This window comes from Staphylococcus intermedius NCTC 11048 (assembly GCF_002902385.1).
Taxonomy (GTDB): domain Bacteria; phylum Bacillota; class Bacilli; order Staphylococcales; family Staphylococcaceae; genus Staphylococcus; species Staphylococcus intermedius.
Genome location: NZ_PPQH01000017.1, coordinates 13,003 through 38,279, shown reverse-complemented (window position 1 = coordinate 38,279; position 25,277 = coordinate 13,003). Strand labels below are relative to the sequence as shown.

Sequence of the window (25,277 nt, the reverse complement as noted above, 5' to 3'; positions counted from 1 at the left end):
ACTTATTTAACCGCTTCATATAAACTTTCAACGTAACCTTTGATTCCTTCTTCAAATAATTCTGGGGTCACTGTAAGTACTCTTGCAACGTTTAATTTTAATATCCTTCTAAACAAACTTCTATCATTGTCCTTATAATTTACGTACTGTCTCATTATTTCTCGGTATAAATCAATGTTGTACCCTATACCTGAGCGGTCTACAAGTTGCATAATCGTATCAGTAGTATTGTTTTTCAAAATCTCAAATGTATCTTCCTGGTTACCTTGCCATGACAAGTGTATGTACCACCAAATTGTTTTCAGCCAAATTCTACGTGGTTTTTTATAAAAATATTCTTCTTTAAATTGTTGCCTTGAATGAACGATATCAGGAATAATTTCAATAGATAAAAATCTCCAAACATCATCATTGCTAGCCGCTCTATTTGAAAATCCGCAACTTTCATTTAAAATTTCATATACTTTTAATCCAAATAGTAAATCAAATTTATAATCCAACTTATTTGATGTATCGAATTCATTTTGATCATAGACTTCATCTCTTGCCTCTAATAATTTTTGTCTCAACTTTTCAAATTCTGAACTTATTTCTATTGGATTAATTTTTTTACTCTCCACACTCAATGAAGCAAAATCTTTAGATGCTTTTCCAATATCGTAAGAAATAATATCCCAATTAATCATCTTCTCACTCCTGAGTCACTTCATTTTCCATATTTGCAAATAAAGAGCTTTGTATTGTAAATATATCTTGGGTTTGTACTTCAAAAGTTTTAACCCAATATGAAACTGCTGCTAATATTGTCCCCTCTATTATTTCTTCTTCATCTTCAATGCTTTGGTTTTCTTTATTAATCACTTCATCTATTATCATCGATATAACTTGTAATACTATCGATCCCGTTAACATTTTGTCACTTTTTCCACTAGTTACTTTGTGGTATAACGAGTGTTTATTATTAATCATTAAGCTAACATTGGAACTATCAAAAGTATCTTCACTTGCATCAATCCAGCTTTTATTAACTTTCCAAAGTGGCCCACCTTTTTCACTGAATTCTGTAATCGGAAAAATTGAACCTGAGCCATCCACAATAATTTTGAAAGTATTTAAATCCTCTACTGTTAACTTCATGCCTATTTTATTAGCAAAATAAGGTTTTGTTTTCTTTACTTCTTTTAAATATAAGAAAAAGTCAAAATTTATAGAGCCCCTTAAAAAATCTTTATCAAACTTTTCTTTATATATTAGCTTTAATTCTTCGCTATCATTAAAAGTAATGCTTCCAATTTCTTTAACTTTTTGATAATATGACGTTTTTGAATGGATATGTACGGCGAAACCAATAGTATTATCTTCACAAGTTACACCTTTTTCTCCAAATAATGCTTTTGGGTTGCCTATAATTAACTCCTGCTCTATTTGCAACTCGTTTTCATAAGGGGACCACATGGAGTCGATTTCATTGATTAATATCTCTTTATCTTCAGTAATATCTATGTCAATAGTTTTAATTTCATCATCATTTTCATAACAAATTTTTAATGGCGAAAAGTGCATCTGGGCCTCTTTGGTTATTTCACTGTTAATTTTCCTATAAAGTGCTATTTGGTTAACTGATTGTTTCATAGTTTTTCCTCCGCCTTTTCATTTTCTGAGGAAATAGCAATACTCGGTATAAATTCGCTAGAATGCATTTTTAATAATAGTTTGCCTTCAATCATGATTTGACTGTCTAAAGTAGTTTCTATAAAAATTTCACTTTTATCTTCTTGACAAAAAGAAATATGAGGGTCTTTAAAATATTTAAAACTCATGCCAAATTTTTCAGTATCAATGTAATCAATAATTAAATCTTCTATTTCAAATGGAAAAATAGTATGTGTACTAATTGAATCTGACCATACCTTTTTAGTTATTTTCTTTTCTTGAGACAGAATTTGTATGAATATTCTATTTAAAGATGCTTTTTGTATTCTCGCTTTAAATTTGACTTCTACATTAGTTTCATCAATTGGGTTAGATTCAATCACTCTTATATCAGATACTCTATTTCTACTCCCTACATTTCTGGATTTTCTTTCGTCATGCTTCCAACTTGAAGATGACTTACCAAAATTTCTTTTTGGCATTAATAAATTCCCAAACTTACGAGACAATCCCGATGTAGCAGACGTTTGATTGTCCGAAATATTCTCTGTGTAATGAGACAGTATTTGTTTTGCAGTATAATCTTTGATACGACGTATAACTCCAAATCCTGTTTCATCTATCCAACTCGCGTGATCAGCATTCTCTGTAGCTCTTAAGTATTGTTCTAATGTTGAATATCCAAGCTTTTCATATTTTTCAATAAGGTTCCCATCTGAGTTAGGAACAAAAAAGCCAAATAAATTAATTTCTTCTCCTAAAATATTGGTTTTATTAGGTGACCATTCTCCATCTAGATTATATTCAATAATCATACCTGGCTTACGAGTATAGGCAATGACTATAGAGCTATTCCTTTCGACTTTATTTTCATCTTTAGAACCAATGTAAGCTAAAGGTGAGAATTTATTGTCAGGGGGCATCATTTTCATTTCCTCTTTCCCAACTTCACAAAAAGCAACCCTTCCAACTCGTGTCTCCTTTGGAATTTTCATTGCATTTCCTTTAAGAAATACTTCTTTTACAGTTATATTTTCATTTTGTGGATCTCCTGTTGCAGCCGAGTTATATAAATCTTGAAATAGATCAAAAACAGGCTCTGTATTAAAACCTTTAATAAAGGGTTCTCCATTTACTGTACATATTAAAACGGAATTATCACATACCTCGCTATATTTGTCGTTACTTAATCTTGGCATATACCATCTTTGAACCGCTAATTTAATTGCATCTTTCCTTTTCATTTCCCAAGGATATGGGACACTTTCTTTATTTTCAATAAATAATTCATTTTCTCCAATATAAGGGACGATAATAGTCGTTCCTGTTTCATCCTCTTTATACCTTTCAATATTAAAAACATTTAATATTTCTTTAATATCATTAGACTCGGTCAATGGTAACAATTGCGAAGATTTATCATTTTCGTATTCTCCCCACCAAGCAATACCTCTTTCATTTTCAGGTAACAATCTAAGTTTTTGCTTTGGGCTTTCTATAAGTGATGCTATAAGTCTTTCTTCATATCCGTTCTCATTTTTGACTCTTGTATAATAAATTACGATGCCTATACCAATTCTAAAGTAGCTCGTTTTTCCTAACCCCCAACTACCTCCTGCACCATCCATTTCTTGATTTTTACCAATACTAAAGACAAGTTTAAAAAAATTACTTTTATTAGCTATCCGAGCGTCTGTAGATTTGTAATCACCTGTTAATCCCGTTGTATTACTATCTTTTATTGCTATAAAATCTGCTGGCGCTTTAAATCTTGAAGTTAATTGTTCCGATATCCCTTCAAAATGTGGCGCCAATAATGAAGAATTGAATTCCCCTAAAATAAAATCAACTTTTGTTTCCTTAGATTCTGGCAATGTTGCATCCAAACTATTTTGTAGTGATTCACGGACCAACAAATCTATAACGGGCATACTCTTATTTTGTAATGAACGCAATATAGCATCACCGTCTTGAGACATGCTCTGCACATCATTAAATGCCTGCTTAATCTTCATTCTCATATTCCTCCTTATCTATAAATTGCTCCTCCTCTACATCTCTAATAGTAGGATCTATCTTAGCTTTAATATACGCTTCAAAATTCTTTTTCTTTTTATTTGGCGCACTTGGTATCATAAGATTTATACCTATAATATCTTCATCAAAATCCAGAGGAACTCTATTTTCGGTACTTGCCTTTGTAGGTTTAGAATTCTTATCAATTCTATAAATAACCAGTTGTGGCGTTCGACTTAGCCCATTTTTATTTCGAATTTCCATGACTTCACTAATTTTGCTTATATTATAGTTAACACTTTCCCCTTCAACATCAGCTAACAAATCACTTGGTGATCTTAAGGCACCAATGGATGCTAATACATTATCGCTTCTCTTACCATGTTTCGAACGGTTAACCTTTTTTGGTGAGAAGCCATGTATGTTCCAATCATTCTCTGTATTTTTTGTATTTTCTACGTGGCCAACACTCGATAATATGATGTTCCAACCATCAAACTCACCTGTATTTTTTTCGAACCATTCTATTAAAAGAGGAAGTGTTGACATTTTTATGTCTTGCTCACAAACATGGTATTTTTCTAGAAACTCGTTAACCGAATGTGTTGGAATATTTCTCCATATCATTTTGCTTTTTTTTATTTCAGGTTTTGGTAAAGCATTAAGAAACGATTCTGTATTTAACAAATTGTCTTTTAAAATTTGAATGTTGTTTTCAAAATATATTGTTTGACTGTTAAATCCTGTAAAATCATATGAATCAGGAATAGCTGATTGCATCTTATTACTTGCAGTTATTTTTAATAGTCTATAATTGGGTGAATTTTTAATTCTAGGTTGATATTCGATTGGTGTCATTTTGCTTTGCGCATACATTCTTATCTCTTCTCTTAATTCTTCATTCATTTGACTAATAAAAGTGAATTTTTCTTGTGCCAATTCGTCCATCCATACCCTAGGAAACAATTCATAGCCTTTCCTATAACCAAACCAACGCCCCATTTGCATTAAAGTATCAGCTTGATTAGTTGCTCTTAAAAAGTAAGTTGATGTTAGTCCTTCAATTGTTAGTCCCCTTGAAAGTGTATTCCCTCCTACTACAATGAATGCTGGTGCTTTTTCAGGCATATCTTGTTTTTCAGGATAAAGAAGTCTCACATGTTGGTCCTTAGCTTTTGATTTACTGTTATCGATGGCTAAATGGATGCCATTATGATACATAGGTACACCATCTTCAGATAAGTTAATATGTGATATAAAAGTGTTATCGTTTAAACTCATTAGTTCACGAAGTTCCAACAAAATTTCTGACCATGTTGGATAATCCACAATTTCATCTAATGCTGAATAGTTGGTCATCGTTTCCTTAAATCTTTCAATTGTCAACGACTGCTTTTCTTTCAAATATAAATCTTTCATAAGTGGTTCAATATTATTAAAATTAGATTTTACATAAGATAAATATTTTCTAATTTTATCGGCAATCACACTATGATGATCAATCTTAAAACTTGTATGTACTAACATGCTAATTGGTTTTCTATATTTTAAACTCCTCATTGCACCAACTGTGATTAAAAACCAATGAATAGCATCTTTAAAACTCAGAGGTAGTGGTTCTCCAGATTCTCCACTTTGAATTTGTTTCACAATATCTGCATCACGATTGTTGATTTGAATCACGATATCAAGTGCTGGACTACGCTCAGGTTCTTCTGTTCCAAATAATTGTGTAGGCCCTATATAATCTTCAGAATCCTCTAGCACCGCTATAAAGTTTTTAGGATATAACGAGTTTTTTCCTGTTTCATTTAGTACATTTGCGTACGGCGTTGCGGTATAAGAAATGTAATTCATTCCTTCAAATTTATTACTATTTACAATATTACGAATTATTCCATTAATCGCAGTATACTCATTTGATTGAACATCTTTCGTATTTATACTCGCTTGGTCTGCTTCATCATCAATAATTAATACTTTTAATTGTTTCGCTTTGTTTTTATCAAATAATAACCATTTTTTCAGTTCATTTAGTCTGCTTTTATTTTTTAAGCAAACCGTAAAAAATTTATCTTTACTATTACTTGATAAATTATATTGGCTCATATTCATTTCAGAATCATTAGATTTCAATGTAGGATTATCAATTTTTCGCCAATGACAATTACCATATCCATAAGTGTTTAAATCCTGAAAAAGACGATTTGCAGTTTGTTGACGCAAGTTTTCAATCAAACCTGAAAGAACAATAAAATAATTAAAACCATTATCAGCCGCCATAGCCATAACTGCAGCCATATTTGCAGTTTTACCTGATTGTACGTTACCAACTACCAACCCTTTTATAGGTCCATCTTTTACAGTGTTAGTTGATAACCCTCTTAGAATATCTATTGACGACTGTTCGATTCTCTCAATTGATTTAGTTGAAAATCCATTTTCTTTCAATTTTTCTTTATACTTAATCCATGCAGAATAAGGATCACTAGGCAGTTGAAAGTTACTTTTAACTCAATCGCTAAGTTTTCTTAGTTCTACCTTTTTTTCTAACTCTTCCATTTCATTAACAATCTCATCCCAATCACTTGAAGTCACTGGTTTTTTAGCTAAAACATATCGACTCACTACGTTTTTTAGATAACTTTCTTTTGAACCGCTGTCAAAATCGGTATTCTTTATTTCAGACCATGAATATCCCATTTTTCTTATGTCGTGTATTTGTGATTTAATCTTTGAGCGAGTCTCTTCATTCATACTAAAACCCCTTTGTCTATAGCTTTATATATATAATCAATATAATATGATCTAATAACTATAATTATACGATATTACAACAGCGTGTGAAGCAAAATATAAAAGAAAAATTAAAATTATAAAACAAATACTTCCATGGTATACTGTTTATAAAATAATAAAAAACACTCACAATAAACATAATTGTCTAATGTGAGTGCTTTTTTAATTTATTCCTACCTCTTAATTCTACTTAACTACATCCCCAAAAAGTTGAAGATGTTTTTCGCATTGTCTGTGTTATCGATATTGCCTCGGAACTGGTCAGCACCTGGTCCAAATGCATACGTATTGGCGTCTACACCAGTATGGCCTGTTGTTGTCCAACCTGTATTAGATTTTTTATTAATAGGGGCTTGAATGGCGTCGGCCAATTTTTGTTGTTGCTTTTCATAGTCGTCGCTCTCTTCGTCTAACTGTTTCAATTGATCCGCTTCTTGTTGAATGGCTTTGATTTCTTTTGAAGTTAAGTCAAATCCATATCCTGCTCGAATTGTTTCTTCAACACCTTTACCGTCCACAATTTGTTCTGTCATCCATTTTCCTGAGTGCTTCATTTGTTGGATTGGTTCAGGATTCCATTCATAAGTGCCACCTTCTCCCATACTTAAGCCACCAGTTGAATGGTCGGCAGTTGCTACAACGAGTGTATCTGGATTTGCTTTGGCGTAATCAATCGCGTTCGCAAATGCTTTTTCAAATGCTTCCATTTCAGACATGACACCTGTAACATCGTTCGAATGACCTTGTTTATCAATCGATGCACCTTCCACCATTAAGAAGAAACCTTTGTCATTTTTCGAAAGACGATTGAGTGCCGCATTTTGCATATCCGCCAATTCAGGTTGGTCGTTATCTGCATCAATTTCTAGTGACATATTTTCATCCGCAAACAATCCCAGTAATTGATTTTCACTCGCGTTCTCTAATTCTTGGCGATTGGTCACCACGCCATAACCATCTTTTTTAAATTTCTGGCTAATGTTGCCATTTTCCTCGCCAAAATATTTCGCACCGCCACCTAACATGACATCAATTTTATGTTGATTTTGAATCCGTTGATCGTAAAACTGTTGTGCAATTTCATCTTTTTTGTCACGATCATCAACGTTTGCAGCATAAGCCGCGGGTGTCGCATCTGTAATTTCAGCAGTTGAGACTAAACCTGTGGATTTTCCTATTTTTTTCGCACGTTCAAGTACAGTTTCTAAATCATTTTGCTGTTTGTCGACACCAATCGCACCATTATACGTTTTATGCCCCGTACTTATTGCCGTCCCAGCCGCTGCAGAATCCGTAATATTTTCTTTTTCATCATCTGAATGTGTTTGTTGTGTTCCTACTAAATAATCATCAAAAGCTGTTCGTTCAATTTCTTTAGTGTCAGGATTATCCGCAAAGTAACGGTATGCGGTGTTATATGATGGTCCCATACCGTCACCTACTAAGAAAATCACATTTTTAGGATGTTTCGTATCTCCATATAATGTTGCTTGTTGATCAGGCGCACCACCCGCACTTGACGCGGATGCTACATTTCCCGTTCCTAGCGTTGATGCGATGATCGCACTCGCGATGGATAATTGTGCAAACTGCCTTTTAAATTTCATAATTGTCATAACCCCCATAGCAAATATTAGATACACTGCTATTGTAATCAATCAATTTAAATATGGTTTTAGGTCATTATTAAAAGTATGTAAATAGAGGTCATCCAAATCATTACACTTGCTTCTATTCCATCCGAAACAAGCCTTGTGGGATGAAATGAAAGGGAGAAAAGGACGTCTCATTTACAAATAAATTTTTCATTATTTTTTGCATTTTATAGTTGTTTCCGATTCTGCAACTACTTATAATGACAATATTAAAAGAAATAAAGGAGGTTATTTTTTGAAAAGCGACCTCACACCTCGTCAACAAAAGCATGCCAACCGATCACATCAACATCCACCCCAATATGAACCTGTTCCATCATCTAATCCGAAATGGCTCATTGCGTTCATCATCTTAATCATCATCAGTGTAGTCGGTGCAATGATATATGGCGGCTACCGTTTGTCGCAATTTGATTTCCAATTCAATATGGCTCAAAATCACACGACAAAGCATCATCAAGATACTCAAACCGTTCAAGTTGACGTTCTATCATACGATTTCAGCCAAGACTTTATGCATAGTGATCGCATCGATGGTTACCAAAATTTTCACATCGGCGAAACACGTAAAGACGTCGAAGCCACACATGGTCCTCCAGAAAAGACTGTTGAAATTGATGGTCGTGATGCAGCGTCATATGGGGATCTTGCTATCAGTTATAATGCACAACATCAAATCGAACACATTTATGTCACACCCCATCAAGTGTCGACTTCGCAATTTATCAGTTTCCATCAAGCACCTAACGTGACAGATGGCAATATTTGGTATTACGATAGTCGTCAAGACAATCCATACACGATTAAAGTCTATACACAAAACGATCAAGTCATCGCTATTGAAAATATTCCACAAATTTAAGTCTAACCTAATAAGAATGCCCAGAATCCTTCAGCAATCTACTTGAGATACAAAAATCACGGTCACACTTCAAAGCCGAAGTACACCGTGATTTTTTATGTTTTCGTGTAGTTTAAATTTCCAACAAACTCTATCGTTTCACATGAAACATCGCTATGCTTCAACTTTTTCAAATGTCCCAGGATTAAATTGAAATTTCGCACGTTCTAAAGGCCAATATCTCAGAAATGCTTCTCCAACAATACTTTCATGTGCCACGAACCCTACTGTAAATGAGCGACTATCGATACTGTTCATACGATTGTCACCGAGTACTAGGTAATGTCCTTGAGGTATCGTGGTCCTTCCATCTGAACCTTCAATATCTGATACATCGAAGTTTTCCGTCAAAAATTCGGCTGCTTTTTCTTTTTGATTACTTTTTAAATAAGGTTCATTGATCTTTTGGCCGTTAATATACAGTTGATCATTTTGATATTTCACCTGATCACCCGGCACACCGATGATGCGTTTAATAAAATCACGATCCGCATCTTCATGAAATACAATAACATCACCATGCTGCAAGGTATTGAGTTTTTTAGAGAGTTTATTAACAATAACACGGTCACCTGTTTCGAATGTAGGATGCATAGATGCGCCATTAACAGTGTATGGTGTGAAAATAAGCCATTTGATGCAACCAACGATTACAAGCCCAATCACAACAACTATTAATATATCTTTTGTTTCTTTTCTCATTCTATGCTCCTTTCAAGCTTCCATTTTATTTCCTATACTACTGAATTTTTCATCACTTCACAACAAGCGGTAGTCTACCGGCACACTCACCGCAGACTCCCCCTTCATTAATATTGAATTGTCGCCGTAATTCTCAGCTGTTCATCTGTTTGGTTACGATACGTATGCGTTGTATTCGCATTAAAACTGATCGCTTGTCCCGCTTCAATTTCATACTGTGCATCACCAACAGTTAATGTGAGTATTCCCTCATTGACAATAATATATTCTTTCGCACCTTCCTGATGGGCATCCGATTCGAGTATACTATCCGCATTCATACGCATACAAAACATTTCAAACGCATGCGCCGCCTCATATGGGAAGTATGGATAAACTACAACCGAGCGATCATCATTATAAATCGGTTGAATGTCTGAGCGGTCTATTTTTTGAATGGCTTCATTTTCTTCACTAATTAATGAAGTCAACGGAATACGTAAGCCATTTGCGATTTTCCATAATGTATTGATACTTGGATTTGCTGCACCTTTTTCAATTTGACTAATCATTGTTTTACTAATGCCTGTTAATTGTGCAATTTTATCCAAACTCAAACGATGTGTTTGTCGGTAATATTGTAAGTTTTCTGCAACAACTGTATTAATATTTTCCATTTTGAGCCCCTTCTATTTACAATATAGTGAACATCATGTACGATATAGTGTGTTCTTTATATAGAACGTTTTGTCAATTATAACAAATGTTGAAAGGAGTTTACACCTTGGAACAACAATCCAACCGTATCAATTGGCTGCTTTTCATTGGAATTATGCTAATTGCCGCCAATCTCAGAGCACCCATTACTTCAGTAGGCGTGGTATTACCCGCGATTAAAGATACATTAAACTTATCCAACACAGCTGTTAGTTTGATTTCCATTATTCCTTTATTAGCTTTTGCGGTGATTTCATCAGTTGTCGCCAAAGTCAGTCACCGTTTTGGTATGGCGCGTTCACTCTTTGTCGCTTTATTACTTATTCTATTCGGTGTCATTTTAAGAAGTATGACAGAAGTGAGTTTATTATACATTGGGACCATTCTCATTGGCATCGGGATTGCATTCGGTAATGTCCTGGCGCCTGGCATGATTAAATCCAAGTTCCCGTATCGTATTGGCATCATGACAGGTTATTATACCGTTGTCATGAACATCTTTGGTGCCCTTTCATCTTATGGTGCCGCACCGTTACTTAAAAATTACAATTATAGTATTGCATTAGGCAGTATTGGCATCGTGACTTTCATCGCAGTGCTCGTTTGGACATTCCAATTACGTCATCATACCGCACAAAAGCGAGTCGACCTGTCCGATGCTGTTAACGTATGGAAATCACCACTCTCTTGGCAAATCACGTTACTTATGGGTGGACAATCACTTATTTTCTACTCACTCATCAACTGGTTACCGGAATTTTTGTTATCGTATGATATCCCGGTGTCACGTGCAGGCCTTTATTTATCGATATTACAAATTGCCATTATTCCATTAACATTTGTCACACCGATTTTTGCTGCTCGCCTGAAAAACCAAGTCTTACCGATCGCATTCACAGGTATTCTCTTTACCGTCACTATTTTAATATTAATGTTTGCACCACGCATGGCACTTTTATCATTAATCATCATTGGTATAGCACTTGGAATCGCATTCGGTTTGGTGAATACACTGTTCAGTCTACGTACCGAAAGTGGTTTAACTGCAGCCAAATTAGCAGGGATGTCGCAAGCAGTGGGCTATTTATTCGCATGTATCGGACCATTGTTCTTCGGTGTTTTACATGATTGGACAGGCCAATGGTTTGTATCACTATTCGTATTACTCGTGACTGCACTTGCTATTATGACGATTGGCGCAAGATCAGGGAGAAATACAACCATTGAGAAGACTTTAGGGAAATAATGTTTTAGGATACGAAATCATCACTTTGTTGAAATATCAATCGTCCTCAAAAGTAGATGTTATTTAACGATTGCTGAACCGTTCTGCGCATTCCTATGTGCCTCAGGAGTCTTGCACGGTTCTTGCAATATTTAGTGCCTACCTCTTATGTTTTTCTTTAATTTAAAAGACAGGCGCTTGTTTAGATTTTCAAACAAGCGTCTGTCTTATTTATGTTTTATAAATGTTAAACTACGTGTTACAATTAGCTCCATTTTTCCTCAAAGCGACCGACTTTCCATACTACCATCGCAATGAGCCATGAAAGAATTAACACGATGACTAAAGCGTACCCGAGCCAACCGAAATCTAATTGAGTTACCCAGCCGAGAAAACCATTTTGCCAATGCCATTTTTCACCTAGCAATTGCACAATTTCAACGTCTCCGATAAGAATTGCGGCAACTACTGAAATGGCGGTCATCGTAATGTTATAGAAAATTTTGCGTGCAGGTTTGTCAAATGCCCAATGATACGCGTTTGTCATCAATACACCGTCCAATGTGTCTAACAAGCTCATACCCGCAGCAAACAAAATAGGTAATGTGATAATACCTAAAAATTGCACGGTATGTTGAGCAGCCCCTGCTGATAATGCGAGTAATGACACTTCACTTGCCGTATCAAAGCCCAGTCCAAATAAGAAACCTAATGGGTAGATATGCCAACTTTTTTGAATAAACTGGAAGAGAGGGCGAACAAAACGCATGATTAATCCACGTGATTCAATAAGTTCATCCATCTGTGCGTCTGTCACGTTTTGATGACGTAATTGACGGAATAATTGAATCAGTTGCACTAAAATCACTAAGTTTAAAATTCCAATGAGCAATAAAAAAACACCTGAAACAATGGTACCGATTAACCCGCCTGTCTCTTGAAAACTTTCCAAATGACGTTGCGCCCAAGTCACCGCAATACCTAATGCAGCAGCCATCAAAAACACAACAGAGGAATGACCTAATGAAAAGTAAAAACCAACCCCCATTGGATTTTGTTTTTGTTCCAGCAATTTGCGTACGGTATTATCAATCGCCGCAATGTGGTCCGCATCAAATGCATGACGTAAACCGAGTGTATACGCAATGACGCCCATACTCATTAACAATGGATATTGCGACCCTCCAATCCACATCAATGCGATACCAACAATATGTAATAAAATAACAATACCGAGATAAGGATAAGCATGTTTTATATTTTTTGTGTTATCCATATGATTTCACCCTATTTCTATTTTTAGATAATAAAATCATACACCTTTTCTCTATTATTTCAAGTTTTTCCCAATATGTCATACCTCAAAAAATATTTAGAAAATAATGATTTAATGCTATCACATTCATTGGCACCACTCCAATACAATGACACATCAAAAGAGCCAGGATCGATAATACATCCTAGCTCTTACGTTTAGTTCTCTTAATGATAAATTTTGCTTCCTTGTGCTTTAAACACTTCAGCCATTTCTTGCATCCCTTCTAATTTTTCTTTATGGGCCCTCACGGATATTGTGAGAAATTCGCATAGAACAGAATTTCGGGCCGCACATACTACAGAAATGGGCAACTTTAGCTGATTCTGCTGGCAATGTTTCATCATGATACGCACGTGCACGCTCTGGATCGAGTGATAAATTAAATTGATCTATCCATCTGAATTCAAAACGTGCTTTACTTATCGCATCATCTCGGTCTGTTGCACCTGGTAACCCTTTAGCGATATCCGCTGCATGAGCCGCAATTTTATACGTCACTACACCATCACGCACATCTTCTTTATTCGGTAATCCTAGATGTTCTTTAGGCGTCACGTAACACAACATCGCCGTACCATGACTAGCGATTTGAGCCGCACCAATAGCCGATGTAATGTGATCGTATGCCGGTGCAATATCAGTTGTAAGTGGTCCAAGAGTATAGAATGGGGCTTCTTTACAATAAAAGTCAGCCAACTCTTGGTTCTCTTTAATTTTGTGCATTGGGACATGGCCAGGCCCCTCAATCATCACTTGAACATCATGTTCCCAAGCAATGTCAGTCAGTTCACCTAACGTTTTGAGTTCGGCAATTTGGCTTTCATCGTTGGCATCATAAATTGAACCTGGACGTAAACCATCCCCGAGTGACACAGCAATATCATAACGATTCAGTATTTGACAAATTTCATCAAAATGCGTGTATAAAAAGCTTTCTTCATGATGCGCTAAACACCACTGTGCCATAATTGAACCGCCACGAGACACGATACCTGTTAAACGGTCTACTGTTAATGGCACGTAACGGAGTAACACCCCAGCATGAATCGTAAAGTAGTCGACACCTTGTTCAGCCTGCTCAATTAAAGTATCACGGTATATTTCCCAGGTTAAGTCTTCCGCAATACCGTTCACTTTTTCTAATGCTTGATAAATTGGCACAGTCCCCACTGGAACAGGCGAGTTACGAATTAAATATTCTCGTGTCGCATGAATGTTTTTACCTGTCGACAAGTCCATCATCGTATCCGCGCCCCAATGAATCGCCCATACTAATTTTTCAATTTCTGCTTCAATAGACGACGACACGGCAGAATTACCGATATTCGCATTAATCTTCACTTGGAAATTTTTACCAATAATCATCGGTTCTGATTCTGGATGGTTGATATTATTCGGGATGATCGCACGCCCTCTCGCAATTTCATCTCTGACATATTCTGGACTGACATTTTCACGTGCTGCAACGAATTTCATTTCTTTTGTGATGATCCCTTGTTTGGCATAATACATTTGTGTGACACGTTTGCCCGTTTTTGCGCGTCTTGGTTGATATTTGAATGGATGTTCAACAATATTTTTGTGCGTTTCTGAGTGGTAACCATTGTCGATAGATTGTACGCGTCGCCCTTCATAATGTTCAACGTCTTGACGGTCTTCAATCCAATCAGTGCGTAAAGCGGGAATCCCTGTCGTCACGTCGACTTCATACGTATCATCATGATAAGGACCAGCCGTATCATACACAACGAACGGGTCATTTTGTGTTGTACCTTGTTCGGTGACTGTTTCAGACAATGCGATTTGACGAAATGGGACTTGGATATCCGCATCTTCACCCTGTTTGTAAATACGTTGACTTGCTGGAAAGTTTTTCTTCAATTCAATTTGTTCTTGTTTCATTCCATTAACCCCCTCTAACTTCACTAAGAGGCATTAACGCACTGAAAATAATAGGCAAAATAAAAACGCACTCAGAATAATTCTAAAGTGCGTACGAAAACGAACGAATATATTAAAATGCGTCAAAAGTGAGCCGAAATGATGGGTGTTACATCACAACATCATTTCGCCTTACAACTGAACACAAGTGTGTCATGAAGGTTTCGTTTGCTTCCCTACGCTAGTATGATCTAGATCAGGTTCAAAGGGTTGAGGCGTTCACCTCTTTCAGCGCATGAATGGCACCCCTAGCAAGTTTCAATTTTAAGTTTTACAACAGTATCGTATCACTAAAAATGTAAAATGACAATTCCTATCATGATATTTATTTCATTGTTTAAATTTCTGTTCGTTTGAATATTTTTAAAAGCTGTAGAAACCTTTCTTACAATTGCCCTCAAATCCAAATAAAGAAAAAACTACAAAATAGGTGACAACAACTTCGCGATAGACTGCTTGAATTTCACCCAATTTGAGCGCGCTGCATAACGTTCTGGCGTCAGTTTTTTCGATACTTTCAAATCTTCTTTAAACGCTTCGATTAATTTTTGCGCAATCTCTTTATTATACATAATTGTATTGACTTCAAAGTTCAGTTTAAAGCTTCGTTCATCCATATTAGCCGAACCGACTGAGGCAACTTCTCCATCAATGACCATCATTTTAGAGTGAATAAAGCCGTTCTCATAAGTATACACATTGACGCCATCTTTCATTAGAAGCGCCACTGTCGTTAACGTCGCCCAATGCACAAAAGGTTGGTCCGGCTTGTTCGGCACAATCAGATGAATATCGACACCTGATTTAGCAGCAATACGTAAGGCATTCACGTAACCCATGTCAGGCACAAAATAAGGTGATTGCATGTAAATCGTGGACTTCGCATTCATTATCATTTTCAAATATGCAAATTCAAGTTGTGGCCACTCTCTGTCCGGTCCACTTAAACCGAGTTGCAATGAGACGTTACCATCTTTGCGTGCATTTTCTGGGAAATAACGTGAGATATATTTCAACTGTTGATCTTCTTCTACTTGCGAATTCCAATCGTGAATAAAGCTTAACTGAAGTGCATCCACCCCATCGCCTTGAATGCGCAAATGGGTATCACGCCAGTAACCCATTTTCTGATCTAAACCGAGATATTCATCGCCAACATTAAAACCACCGACGTAACCAATATCACCATCAATCACGACATTTTTTCGGTGGTTACGATTATTCACACGAAAATTGATAAACGGAATGATTTTCGCATGGAAAAAGGCTTCTACTTCAACGCCCGCTTCAACCAAATCTTTTAATTTCGACTTTCTCATTTTTTTAGAACCGACTGCATCATACAGCACCTTTACTTCGAGGCCTTCCCGCGCTTTATCTTGCAAAATTTGAAGTATTTCAGTGCCTAACCCATCCATATTTAAAATATAAAACTCCATATGAATGTATTTTTGGGTTGCTCTCAAATCTTGTTTCATTTGATTAAATAAATCATGACCATCTGTAAAAATAGCAACATGATTGTTTTCACTTAAAAAGCTCGCTTCTCGTGTTAACATCATTTCAACCAAGTCTGACTGCTTTTCGACTACAGGATTGTTCGTACTGAATTGCTTGTTTTTAAAATGTTCTCTTTGATTTTTAACACGTGTCCGCGCATCCTCTACTTCTTTACTTTCATCATAGCGCGTTTGTTTCAACTTGACTGCGCGACCAAAGAACAGGTACAACAAGAAACCGAATGTGGGCATAATAAAGAGTAATAGTAACCATGCCCATGTCGATGTCGCATCTCGGCGGTCTCTTTCCATAAAAATAATCACAAATGCGAGTACAATATTGATAAGAAAAACCCCACCTAAAAAGATGCGATAAATCGTATTCACTGCTGGGTCAAATATAAGTTGCATTGTGAAAGCCTCCTTTGCGCTGTTTTCACGCCTTTATCATCTTCATCACTATATCACTTTTAATTTTATCTTCATATTCTTTCACGTTTTTATTTTTTTAGTATACACTGTAATTAAAAAATAAGGAGGTTTTTCATGAATTATATCAAGTATATTTCTTCGCAAGACGGCACGCAGCTCTATACGAAAATCAATACAGCCGATGATTTATTCTCTTTTGGTGATGAAACAGTCAATGTGATCATTGTGCATGGTTTAGCTGAACATCTCGATCGTTACGATGAATTGACTGATTATTTGATCAACTATGATTATAATGTCATTCGCTATGATCAACGCGGTCATGGACGTTCTGAAGGACCAAGCGCTTATTATGACAACAAAGACCAAATTATTGAAGACTTAACTGCCGTCGTGGACTATGTGAAGACGCATTTTGAAGGAAAAGTATTCTTAATTGGTCATAGCATGGGTGGTTTCGCGGTCTCTATGTTTGGTACCCGTTTCCCTGGTCGTGTCGATGGTATCATTACTTCTGGTGCAGTAACACGCGACAATAACCAATTATTTGCGGAAGCGTATGGAGAACGCAATATCCCAGCCGACACGTATTTTCCAAATGAAATGAGCGATGGCTTATGTTCAGATCCACGTGTTGTTGAAAATTATCAGCGTGATGCCCTTGTATTAAAAGAAATTTCGATGGGATTAACTTATGCGATTATTGATGGTGTCATTGAATTAAAATCTAAACCAGATGACTTTGTAGATGACGTCCTCATTATGCATGGCACAGGTGATGGCCTCGTCAATCCACAAGATGCCTTACAATTTTATAGTGAAATCGCATCAGAACATAAATCATTACGTCTATATGATGGTTTAGAACATGAACTTTTCAATGAATCCCACTACAATAACGTCATTTTTGAAGATGTCGCAAGCTGGATAACAGAAGTGACCGCACGTAAAAATAGGGATTGAATAAAAAATAAAAGCGGCAGTAAGAAATTTAAATCAAATAAACTTCTTACTGCCTATCTTATTAAAACAGTTCTAATTGTGAATAGTCGTCATTATTATTAAATTCGTCAATTTTCTCTAATTCGTTAGCAATTCTAGTAACAATAGGAACTACTAAAGCATTACCCATAACAAAATATCTCATACGATCTGGCATTTCTTTTGTCCAGTTATCAGGGAATCCATTAAGTCTTTCTGTCTCTATTGGTGTTAATGTTCTATAAATATCTTTATCTTTTATAAAATGGGTACTTCTATTGATAGACCCTTCACTAGTTAACATCGTTCTAGCTGGTAAATCTAAGGAATCCGTTTCAGACATGCCACCTTCAGAAAAATAATACTCATGTCCTGTTTTTGAAGTTCTTAATATTTTTTTCGGGCCGCGTAGGTATTTAAACTTCTCAACTTTTTCTTCTGACAATTCAAATTCTGATGATACGTTCTTTTCTAAAATATCTTTTAATGGTATTGCTTTTTCATGTATAGGAATAGTATCTACTGTGAGAACTTCACCATTTTTCATTATACCTGAATTAAAAAATTGAAAACTAAAGTTATCAGACGTATTAACAATATCATTATCAAGACGGGTAGCTGAAACACGATTTTTATTCGCTTCATTTTCAATTGGAAATGCATTTGCGAACAACCCATTTTTGAATATAATGTCTTCTAAACTAAATTTATTCATTTCTTTTGCATAGTTTAAGCTTCTTCTATAACCAAAAATAAAAACTCTTCTTCTTCTCTGAGCATTACCATAATCAGCAGCATTAATTACACGCCATTCTATATCATAACCAAGCTCATTTAATGTAGCTAACATTACACCAAAGTCTCTTCCTCTTTGCTTTGAGGGAGATTTTAATAATCTATCCACGTTTTCTAACAAAATATATTTAGGAATTGTATTCTGGATAAACCTAACAATTTGCCAAAATAGAACTCCTTTTTTACCTTGAATACCTAACTCTCCATTTAGACTTCTAGCTACTGAGTAATCTTGACAAGGAAATCCACCTACTACCATATCAGCCTTTGTATCCGCCATTTCTTTATCTGATACTTCTGCAATATCAATATTAGAATGGATACCTTTTGTAAACCTATTAGCATAACAATCAAATGCATGCTGAACTTTTCTAGAAGGTTCCCATTGATTTGCCCAGATAACATCAAAGTTTTTAGCATTAGTTCTCTCTAATCCTAAGCGAAAACCACCGACACCAGCAAACAGCTCTGCTACTTTCATTTTACTCATTTTGAAGCTCCTTATAAATAATGAATGTACCTATTATACCGAACGATCGTTCTGTAGTCAATTTATTATAACTACAATTCATTCAGTAAGTATATCCATATTCTCTTATCTAATCTAATAAGTCTTTAATTTGTTCATTAATATACGTATTGTTTATCCAAAAGCTTTGCTTAGTCATCCAATTATCAGAATAACTGCCACTCTCAGGTCTATTAGTCCACTGAATTGGCGTAGGTAACTCGTCTGCGTATTTACCGCCTACACTATAGTCTCTATAGGTTGTATGAGGCCTAACATGACAAATTTTATCACCTTCTTTAGATATAAAGTTATTTGTGATTATCAATCCATCACTTGTTCCTTTGTGAGGTCTTGCTTTTAATTGAACTCCCTCTATAATTTTCTTTTGTGTGTCTTCCCATACTTCTCTTATTGTGCTTTCAATCAATTCTTCAGGAATAGAATGAAACTTAACACCCTTGAAGATATTACCATCTTCCTCTTCTCTAAATACAACGAACAAAAGATGTGTATCAAGCAAGAAAGAATGCCATGTTGCAGTGGCTTCTCCAAACTCATTTTCCCACTCTTCTTCTGCAAGTTCCTTAAATGTGAAAGCAGGGAAAGACATGTGCTCTCTGTTTTTATTTTTATTATTGACCTGAACAGTCTTAACTGCAATTGAAGCTTTTTCAAATTCCTCTATTTTTTCAAAAGAAGAAGCAATAGTATTGTTCCCATTTAAATTCAACATTGCCATCGCAATGTCATTATTTAAACTTTTATGTTTCTTACCTTCTTGTATCTCTATTCCAAAGTGCTTGCATAGTTTCTCAACAGACCAACCAATATAGGGTTCAAATTTTTCTTCCACAAGTTGATAAATCGTTTTATCTGTTAATTCTATCGGATTTTTAATAATTGAATCACTTTTTTTCTCACCAAATACATAATCTCGCAATAATGATGTTACAAATCCGGCTTTAAGTGAAAACGCTCTACTTTTAGCTTTTACATCTGAATTTGGTTGAGTTCTCATCGTTTGACCGTTTTTTCCTTTTGTACAAGGCGACAAGTATTGGAAGTGTCTTTCACTAAGTTCATGTGCTCTACCTTCTTCAACAAAAGTTTTAACTTTCTCCCAGTCTTGTCGAATAACTTCAAAGTCTTTTTTATTTTTTCTCATTTGGTAAAGTACAACTTCTTTTATAGACCAATATTTCTTTTCTATATCTGGTTCATTTTCATAAAAGGCAATTTCTAACGTTCCATTTTTCTTTAAAAAGCGGCTAGTATCAAAATCTTCATGTATTAAATCATGATAATTTATCATGTTTAGTACAAGTCTCTCTTTGGCGCTGTACTTATTATTTTTCATTCTTTTGAAAGGTGTTGCTTTTAATTCAACACCCGCCTCTTCCATATCAGGTTTACTTTCATTATCAGGTTGCTTACCAAACCAATTTTCAAATGCATCACCAAAAGAACTTTTCTTAGAACTCACATAACCTTTGACACTTAAATCTTCTAATGTCATTCCTTTTGCTTCAATAGCTCTATTATGTACTTCTTCTTTTGTCAAATATTGTCTTTCCATTTTAATCATCTACCCCTTGCCTATATGGTTCACTAGTAATTTTACCATATCAAAAATTAAGAAATGCTGCCTATAATTCGATAGAAAAAGTTTTCCTGTATTTTCGACATTCAATTGAACTTATGCAATAGAGTCTTGCGCTTCTGTACACGACATTGTACATTTTAACCAGAGCGTGTGAGACGTCTCAATTTCAATTTAAGGAGAATGATATGAAACCTGTTTATTTTAACCATGATGGTGGTGTCGATGATTTAATTTCGCTATTTTTACTTTTACATATGGATGATGTGCAACTCATCGGCGTGAGCGCTATTGGGGCAGACAGTTATGTAGAACCTGCAGAAAGTGCATCACGAAAAATCATTAACCGCTTCTCAAAATATCCGTTAGATGTGGCGGCTTCAGAAGAGCGCGGTAAAAATCCGTTTCCGAAAGATTGGCGTATGCATGCCTTTTTCATGGATGCATTACCGATTTTAAATGAACGTGTACCGGTACAATCTCGTTTAAGAGACGTCCATGCGTATGAAGATATCATTGAACGTGTGGAAAAAGCTGAACAACCAGTCACTTTACTATTTACAGGGCCATTGACAGACTTAGCGAAAGCGTTAGAAGTGGCACCACACATTACGCAAAACATTGAACGCTTAGTATGGATGGGCGGTACATTCTTAGAGCGTGGTAATGTCGAAGAACCTGAACATGATGGTACAGCAGAGTGGAATGCGTTCTGGGATCCTGAAGCGGTAGAAACGGTGTTCAACAGTGATATTGCGATCGATATGGTGGCCTTGGAAAGTACGAACCAAGTGCCATTAACATTAGATGTTCGTCAAATGTGGGCAGATGAACGCCACTACCCAGGTGTGGACTTTTTAGGCGTAAGTTATGCTGCAGTCCCACCACTGACTCACTTCCAAACGAACTCGACTTACTTTTTATGGGATGTCTTGACGACAGCTTATATCGGTAAACCTGAGCTCGTTAAAAAGGAAAAAGTGAAGGCCTCTGTCTATACGAAAGGCCCAAGTCAAGGACGCACGTATATTGATGAAGTACATGGTCGTGAAATTCAAGTCATTAACCATGTCGAACGTGACGCTTTCTTCCAATATATTACGGACTTAGCAAAAAAAGTCGGTACGGATTCGTAATTCATAAATTAGGATAGAGACTGGGTAATCACTTTTCCCAGTCTCTATCCTTTTATGCGCATATATCGATTAATGATGATCAAACAGCCAAAAATGAGGATGAATGATACGTAAAAATTGAACGTTATGAGGTTTCATTTCATAAACTTGCCCTAAGTGACTATATTTGATGTAAGGTTGCCCAGAAGGCTGAGACTCCTGAGGGATCAGCTGGTCCGGAGAATCCACTAACGCTTCAACAAATGTAACGGTTTAATCAAGCGTTAGTTAGTCGAAGGACCAGCCCCTCGGAAAGCGAAGCCATGAAGGCAATCAAAAATCATAAACCATAGGGAGGGCAAGTTTAACAAAAATATTGCATCAATAGCATCAAAATTTTTGGTGTCTCATTCCCTTACTTTTTATTTTGCTATTGAAGTTTACTTATAAAACTTGAGTTTAAAGTCAAATTGATACTGTTCTTGCAGTAATCGGTACTGCTCGGGTAATTCCGGACCACAACTATTCGTGCCGATACCGCTTTGTACCGCATCAATATGCAAGTAACTTACGCCTGTTTCTTCTAGTTCATCGTCGTGATTTGCTTCGGTCAACATTGCATCAGAATATGGTTTGGCGTTCATACTGAATGGTGCATCTGACCATACGGCACATGTATAGTTATCGTCACATAGCCCTACATAGGTCGTATCGATATGTGCACCGACCTCTTGTGGAAAAATCGGATGTTCATATTGATCACGAACTGTCGTATGAAATAGTGCTAAATGACTTGCTTCTTGCTTATCTTGATAGCTTTCAAATGGTCCTTGTCCGTAATACGTTAATGCTTGGAAGCGGTCCGGCAAACTGAATGTTATACCTAACCTTGGTAAGCTCGGCATGCGCACGTCTTTCCTCAATTGATGTGCCACATGGATCATACCGTCTTCGTATACCGTCCATGTCACTGTCCCTTCAACTAAACGCGGACGTGAGTCTTCCACCATGCTCATATCAAATGCGATAATCACATGATCGTTTTGTTGTTGCACATTCGTTTGATACACTTTCGGATAAGCTGTATCGTATTTCGCTGCACGCCAACCTTGTTGAATTTGAATATCATTGTCCGTCGGTGCACGCCAAATATTTAACTGACTGCCTTCTTTAAGTAATGCGGTTTGTTGATGCGTGACTTGTTGTAAACCACCTGTTTGCTTATCAAACGTATAGCACCATGTTCCACGTTTCACTTGAACCGTCTTCTTCGTCTCTTTTACATCCAATACATCCGCCGTTGTTTCCGGTACAAAATGCGTCGTTGGAATACGTTGAAAGATGATTTGGTCATGACCTAACACTTCACCCGGCGTCAATAATGGATGATCAGCTCTTAAAATATATTGAATTGTACATGTGCTCAAGTCTGCAAGATCATAATGGAGATATGATGCGATGTCCATATCACCATGTGCGTGTGGTGCAATATCAGGTGCATCAACCGTGAACGTTTCCGTATCACCCGCCACCGTTGTCACCGTTATTTCGAGCGCAACATAGTCTTTAATATTCGTAAAGTCCAATTGATTTTTAAATGTTACACGCGTCCCCTCATGCGCAACATAAACGAGCGGACGATGCACTTGTTGAAATTCGTAATATCCCGCGTGTGGTTTGCGGTCAGGGCTTACGATACCATCCACACAAAAATGACCATCATGCACCTTTTCACCAAAATCCCCACCGTAACGGTATATCGGGCGTCCCTCTTTCATACCGACTTGTACAGCATGATCACACCATTCCCACACGAAACCACCGATAAAGCTGTCATAACGTTCAATCAAGTCATGATACGCCTTTAACCCACCTGGTGAATTCCCCATGGCATGCGCGTATTCACATAAAACAAAAGGCTTATCCAAGTTCGGCTTCGTTAAATAACGCGTTTCGATTTCTTCAGGTGACGGATACATGCGTGATATCATATCTAAATTTGAACGATCATGATGGGATGCTGCGTAATGTGCGCCTTCATAATGCAGTGGACGTGATGCATCCAACGTCTTCGCATGTGCGAGCCCGCGTTCCATATTACAACCATATCCAGACTCATTCCCCATAGACCATGAAATAATCGAACTGAAATTTTTGAACGGCACAATCGATGCATCAATACGATCAACAACGGCTTGTTCATAACGTGGATCATCCATCATTAAGTTAAAGTCATCTAAATTTTCATCGCCGTACAAAAGCACCACACCATGCGTTTCTAGATCCGCTTCACTCATCACATAAAAGCCATATTGATCTGTCAATTCGTAAAAACGCTGACTTTTCGGATAATGCGCTGTACGAATCGCGTTGAAATTCGCCTTTTTCATTAATGTTAAATCCTTAATCAACTGTGCTTCCGACACCGTATAACCCGTTTGTGGATGGCTATCGTGATAATTGACCCCACGTAATTTCACAGATTGACCATTAATCCAAAGTTGTTGCTGATCGATTTCCACTTCTCGAATACCGACATATTGCACGATAAATTCTCCGTTTGCTTCAATGATGAGTGTGTATAAATCAGGATGCTCGGCGCTCCAAAGTTGGGGTTCTGGCACATGAATTCGTGTTGTTGTGCCCTCGAGCGTCCCTTCAGTGGTTAAACGTTGATCTGGATCGAGTAATTGATAATGAAGTGACACGCCGTCCGACACATCTTGCACAGTGACATCGATGTAACCATTGCCATTTTCGACCGTCGTATGAATTTGATAATCATTCAATCGTTGTCGCTGACGTCCAACGATGTAAACATCACGATAAATGCCCGAATGACGGAACATATCTTGGTCTTCAAAATACGTCGCATCAGAGTATTTCAATACCAGTACTGCGATATGGTTGTCACCTTCCGTCACAAGCTCAGTAATATCGAACTGCGAAAGTGCATGAGAAATTTGCGCATAACCGACAAACTCGCCATTCACCCATATGTAGTGCGCACCACTCACACCTTCAAACGTTAAGTGATAATCCAATTCTTCTTGATATTTTTTAATCGTAAAGGTCTTTTCGTAATAACCACATGAAGACATATTTGGCACATGGGGTAAATCAAACGGAATCGGAAATTGCACATTACAATATTGCAGTTGATCATAACCTTTTAAATTCCACACACTTGGCACTTCGATTGTGTCTTTTTGCGCATATACTGAACGTTGATAAAACTGCTCGAGTGACGCAAAATATTGAAAACCCCATGTCCCGTTCAATGATGTCACCCGCTGCATATGATGCCTTTCTGGATGCGCTTGATATTCCTCTAAACTAGTGTAAGGGAGCTTATATGCTGTTCGTGGTAACATGTTCACATGCTGTTTGTTGACATCAGTATGAAAATTAAGTTCCATAGAAAGAACCTCCTCGTCT

The 25,277-nt window shown here is 36.6% G+C and carries 17 protein-coding genes, 1 pseudogene and 1 riboswitch; of the genes and pseudogenes, 4 read left to right on the top strand and 14 right to left on the bottom strand.

Features of this window, described 5'->3' with window-relative positions; translation table 11 throughout:
* Positions 1-2: 2 nt before the first annotated feature.
* The 6 genes from CD138_RS04360 to CD138_RS04335 all read right to left on the bottom strand — a co-directional run bounded on the left by CD138_RS04360 (position 3) and on the right by CD138_RS04335 (position 8,075).
* Positions 3-686: a DUF6339 family protein gene (locus CD138_RS04360; protein ID WP_019168433.1), complete on the bottom strand. Its 684-nt coding sequence runs from the start codon at positions 684-686 to the stop codon at positions 3-5.
* 4 nt (positions 687-690) lie between these two features.
* A complete protein-coding gene (locus CD138_RS04355; RefSeq protein ID WP_019168432.1) occupies positions 691-1,632 on the bottom strand; it encodes a hypothetical protein in 942 nt (313 codons plus the stop codon).
* Positions 1,629-3,668, bottom strand: a complete 2,040-nt coding sequence (locus CD138_RS04350; RefSeq protein WP_019168431.1) for a hypothetical protein — start codon at positions 3,666-3,668, stop codon at positions 1,629-1,631. Before CD138_RS04350 ends, CD138_RS04355 begins: the two co-directional genes overlap by 4 nt.
* Positions 3,658-6,120, bottom strand: coding sequence for a Z1 domain-containing protein (locus CD138_RS04345; RefSeq protein ID WP_019168430.1), 2,463 nt, complete (start codon positions 6,118-6,120; stop codon positions 3,658-3,660). The genes CD138_RS04350 and CD138_RS04345 overlap by 11 nt, the downstream gene beginning before the upstream one ends.
* A gap of 63 nt (positions 6,121-6,183) precedes the next feature.
* Positions 6,184-6,426: a hypothetical protein gene (locus tag CD138_RS04340; RefSeq protein WP_019168429.1), complete on the bottom strand. Its 243-nt coding sequence runs from the start codon at positions 6,424-6,426 to the stop codon at positions 6,184-6,186.
* 236 nt (positions 6,427-6,662) lie between these two features.
* Positions 6,663-8,075, bottom strand: coding sequence for an alkaline phosphatase (locus CD138_RS04335; RefSeq protein WP_019168428.1), 1,413 nt, complete (start codon positions 8,073-8,075; stop codon positions 6,663-6,665).
* A gap of 283 nt (positions 8,076-8,358) precedes the next feature.
* Here CD138_RS04335 and CD138_RS04330 point away from each other — a divergent pair, with 283 nt between their 5' ends.
* Positions 8,359-8,985: a hypothetical protein gene (locus CD138_RS04330; RefSeq protein ID WP_019168427.1), complete on the top strand. Its 627-nt coding sequence runs from the start codon at positions 8,359-8,361 to the stop codon at positions 8,983-8,985.
* Positions 8,986-9,138: 153 nt separating this feature from the next.
* Here the strand turns inward: CD138_RS04330 and lepB are convergent, their stop codons facing one another.
* Together lepB and CD138_RS04320 are read right to left on the bottom strand one after the other, a co-directional pair.
* Entirely contained in the window at positions 9,139-9,726 is a 588-nt protein-coding gene (gene lepB / locus CD138_RS04325; RefSeq protein WP_019168426.1) for a signal peptidase I, read from the bottom strand.
* A 107-nt stretch (positions 9,727-9,833) separates the two neighbouring features.
* Complete coding sequence (locus CD138_RS04320; protein WP_019168425.1) at positions 9,834-10,382, bottom strand: helix-turn-helix domain-containing protein; 549 nt, start codon at positions 10,380-10,382, stop codon at positions 9,834-9,836.
* A gap of 107 nt (positions 10,383-10,489) precedes the next feature.
* On the opposite strand from CD138_RS04320, the gene CD138_RS04315 reads away from it, so the two are divergent.
* A complete protein-coding gene (locus CD138_RS04315) occupies positions 10,490-11,668 on the top strand; it encodes a CynX/NimT family MFS transporter (protein ID WP_019168424.1) in 1,179 nt (392 codons plus the stop codon).
* Positions 11,669-11,912: 244 nt separating this feature from the next.
* Here CD138_RS04315 and CD138_RS04310 read toward each other — a convergent pair whose 3' ends face one another.
* The 3 genes and pseudogenes from CD138_RS04310 to cls all read right to left on the bottom strand — a co-directional run bounded on the left by CD138_RS04310 (position 11,913) and on the right by cls (position 16,816).
* Positions 11,913-12,923, bottom strand: coding sequence for a HoxN/HupN/NixA family nickel/cobalt transporter (locus tag CD138_RS04310; protein ID WP_019168423.1), 1,011 nt, complete (start codon positions 12,921-12,923; stop codon positions 11,913-11,915).
* 206 nt (positions 12,924-13,129) lie between these two features.
* Positions 13,130-14,867 (bottom strand): annotated as a pseudogene (gene thiC / locus CD138_RS04305) (phosphomethylpyrimidine synthase ThiC).
* Positions 14,868-15,062: 195 nt separating this feature from the next.
* Positions 15,063-15,166, bottom strand: a riboswitch (TPP riboswitch).
* Between the two features lie 159 nt (positions 15,167-15,325).
* Positions 15,326-16,816 carry a cardiolipin synthase gene (gene cls, locus CD138_RS04300; RefSeq protein ID WP_019168422.1) on the bottom strand — a complete coding sequence of 497 codons (1,491 nt, stop codon included), beginning with the start codon at positions 16,814-16,816 and terminating at the stop codon, positions 15,326-15,328.
* Positions 16,817-16,951: 135 nt separating this feature from the next.
* Between cls and CD138_RS04295 the strand changes: the two genes are divergently transcribed.
* Positions 16,952-17,800 carry an alpha/beta hydrolase gene (locus tag CD138_RS04295; RefSeq protein WP_019168421.1) on the top strand — a complete coding sequence of 283 codons (849 nt, stop codon included), beginning with the start codon at positions 16,952-16,954 and terminating at the stop codon, positions 17,798-17,800.
* Positions 17,801-17,861: 61 nt separating this feature from the next.
* Here the strand turns inward: CD138_RS04295 and dcm are convergent, their stop codons facing one another.
* Together dcm and CD138_RS04285 are read right to left on the bottom strand one after the other, a co-directional pair.
* A complete protein-coding gene (gene dcm / locus CD138_RS04290; protein ID WP_019168420.1) occupies positions 17,862-19,103 on the bottom strand; it encodes a DNA (cytosine-5-)-methyltransferase in 1,242 nt (413 codons plus the stop codon).
* 109 nt (positions 19,104-19,212) lie between these two features.
* Positions 19,213-20,700, bottom strand: a complete 1,488-nt coding sequence (locus CD138_RS04285; RefSeq protein ID WP_019168419.1) for a Sau3AI family type II restriction endonuclease — start codon at positions 20,698-20,700, stop codon at positions 19,213-19,215.
* Between the two features lie 212 nt (positions 20,701-20,912).
* On the opposite strand from CD138_RS04285, the gene CD138_RS04280 reads away from it, so the two are divergent.
* Complete coding sequence (locus CD138_RS04280; protein ID WP_019168418.1) at positions 20,913-21,860, top strand: nucleoside hydrolase; 948 nt, start codon at positions 20,913-20,915, stop codon at positions 21,858-21,860.
* Positions 21,861-22,279: 419 nt separating this feature from the next.
* On the opposite strand, the gene CD138_RS04275 is transcribed toward CD138_RS04280, so the two are convergent.
* Positions 22,280-25,258 (bottom strand): glycoside hydrolase family 2 TIM barrel-domain containing protein, encoded by a 2,979-nt coding sequence (locus CD138_RS04275; RefSeq protein ID WP_026066857.1) that lies wholly within the window; start codon positions 25,256-25,258, stop codon positions 22,280-22,282.
* Between the last annotated feature and the right edge of the window lie 19 nt (positions 25,259-25,277).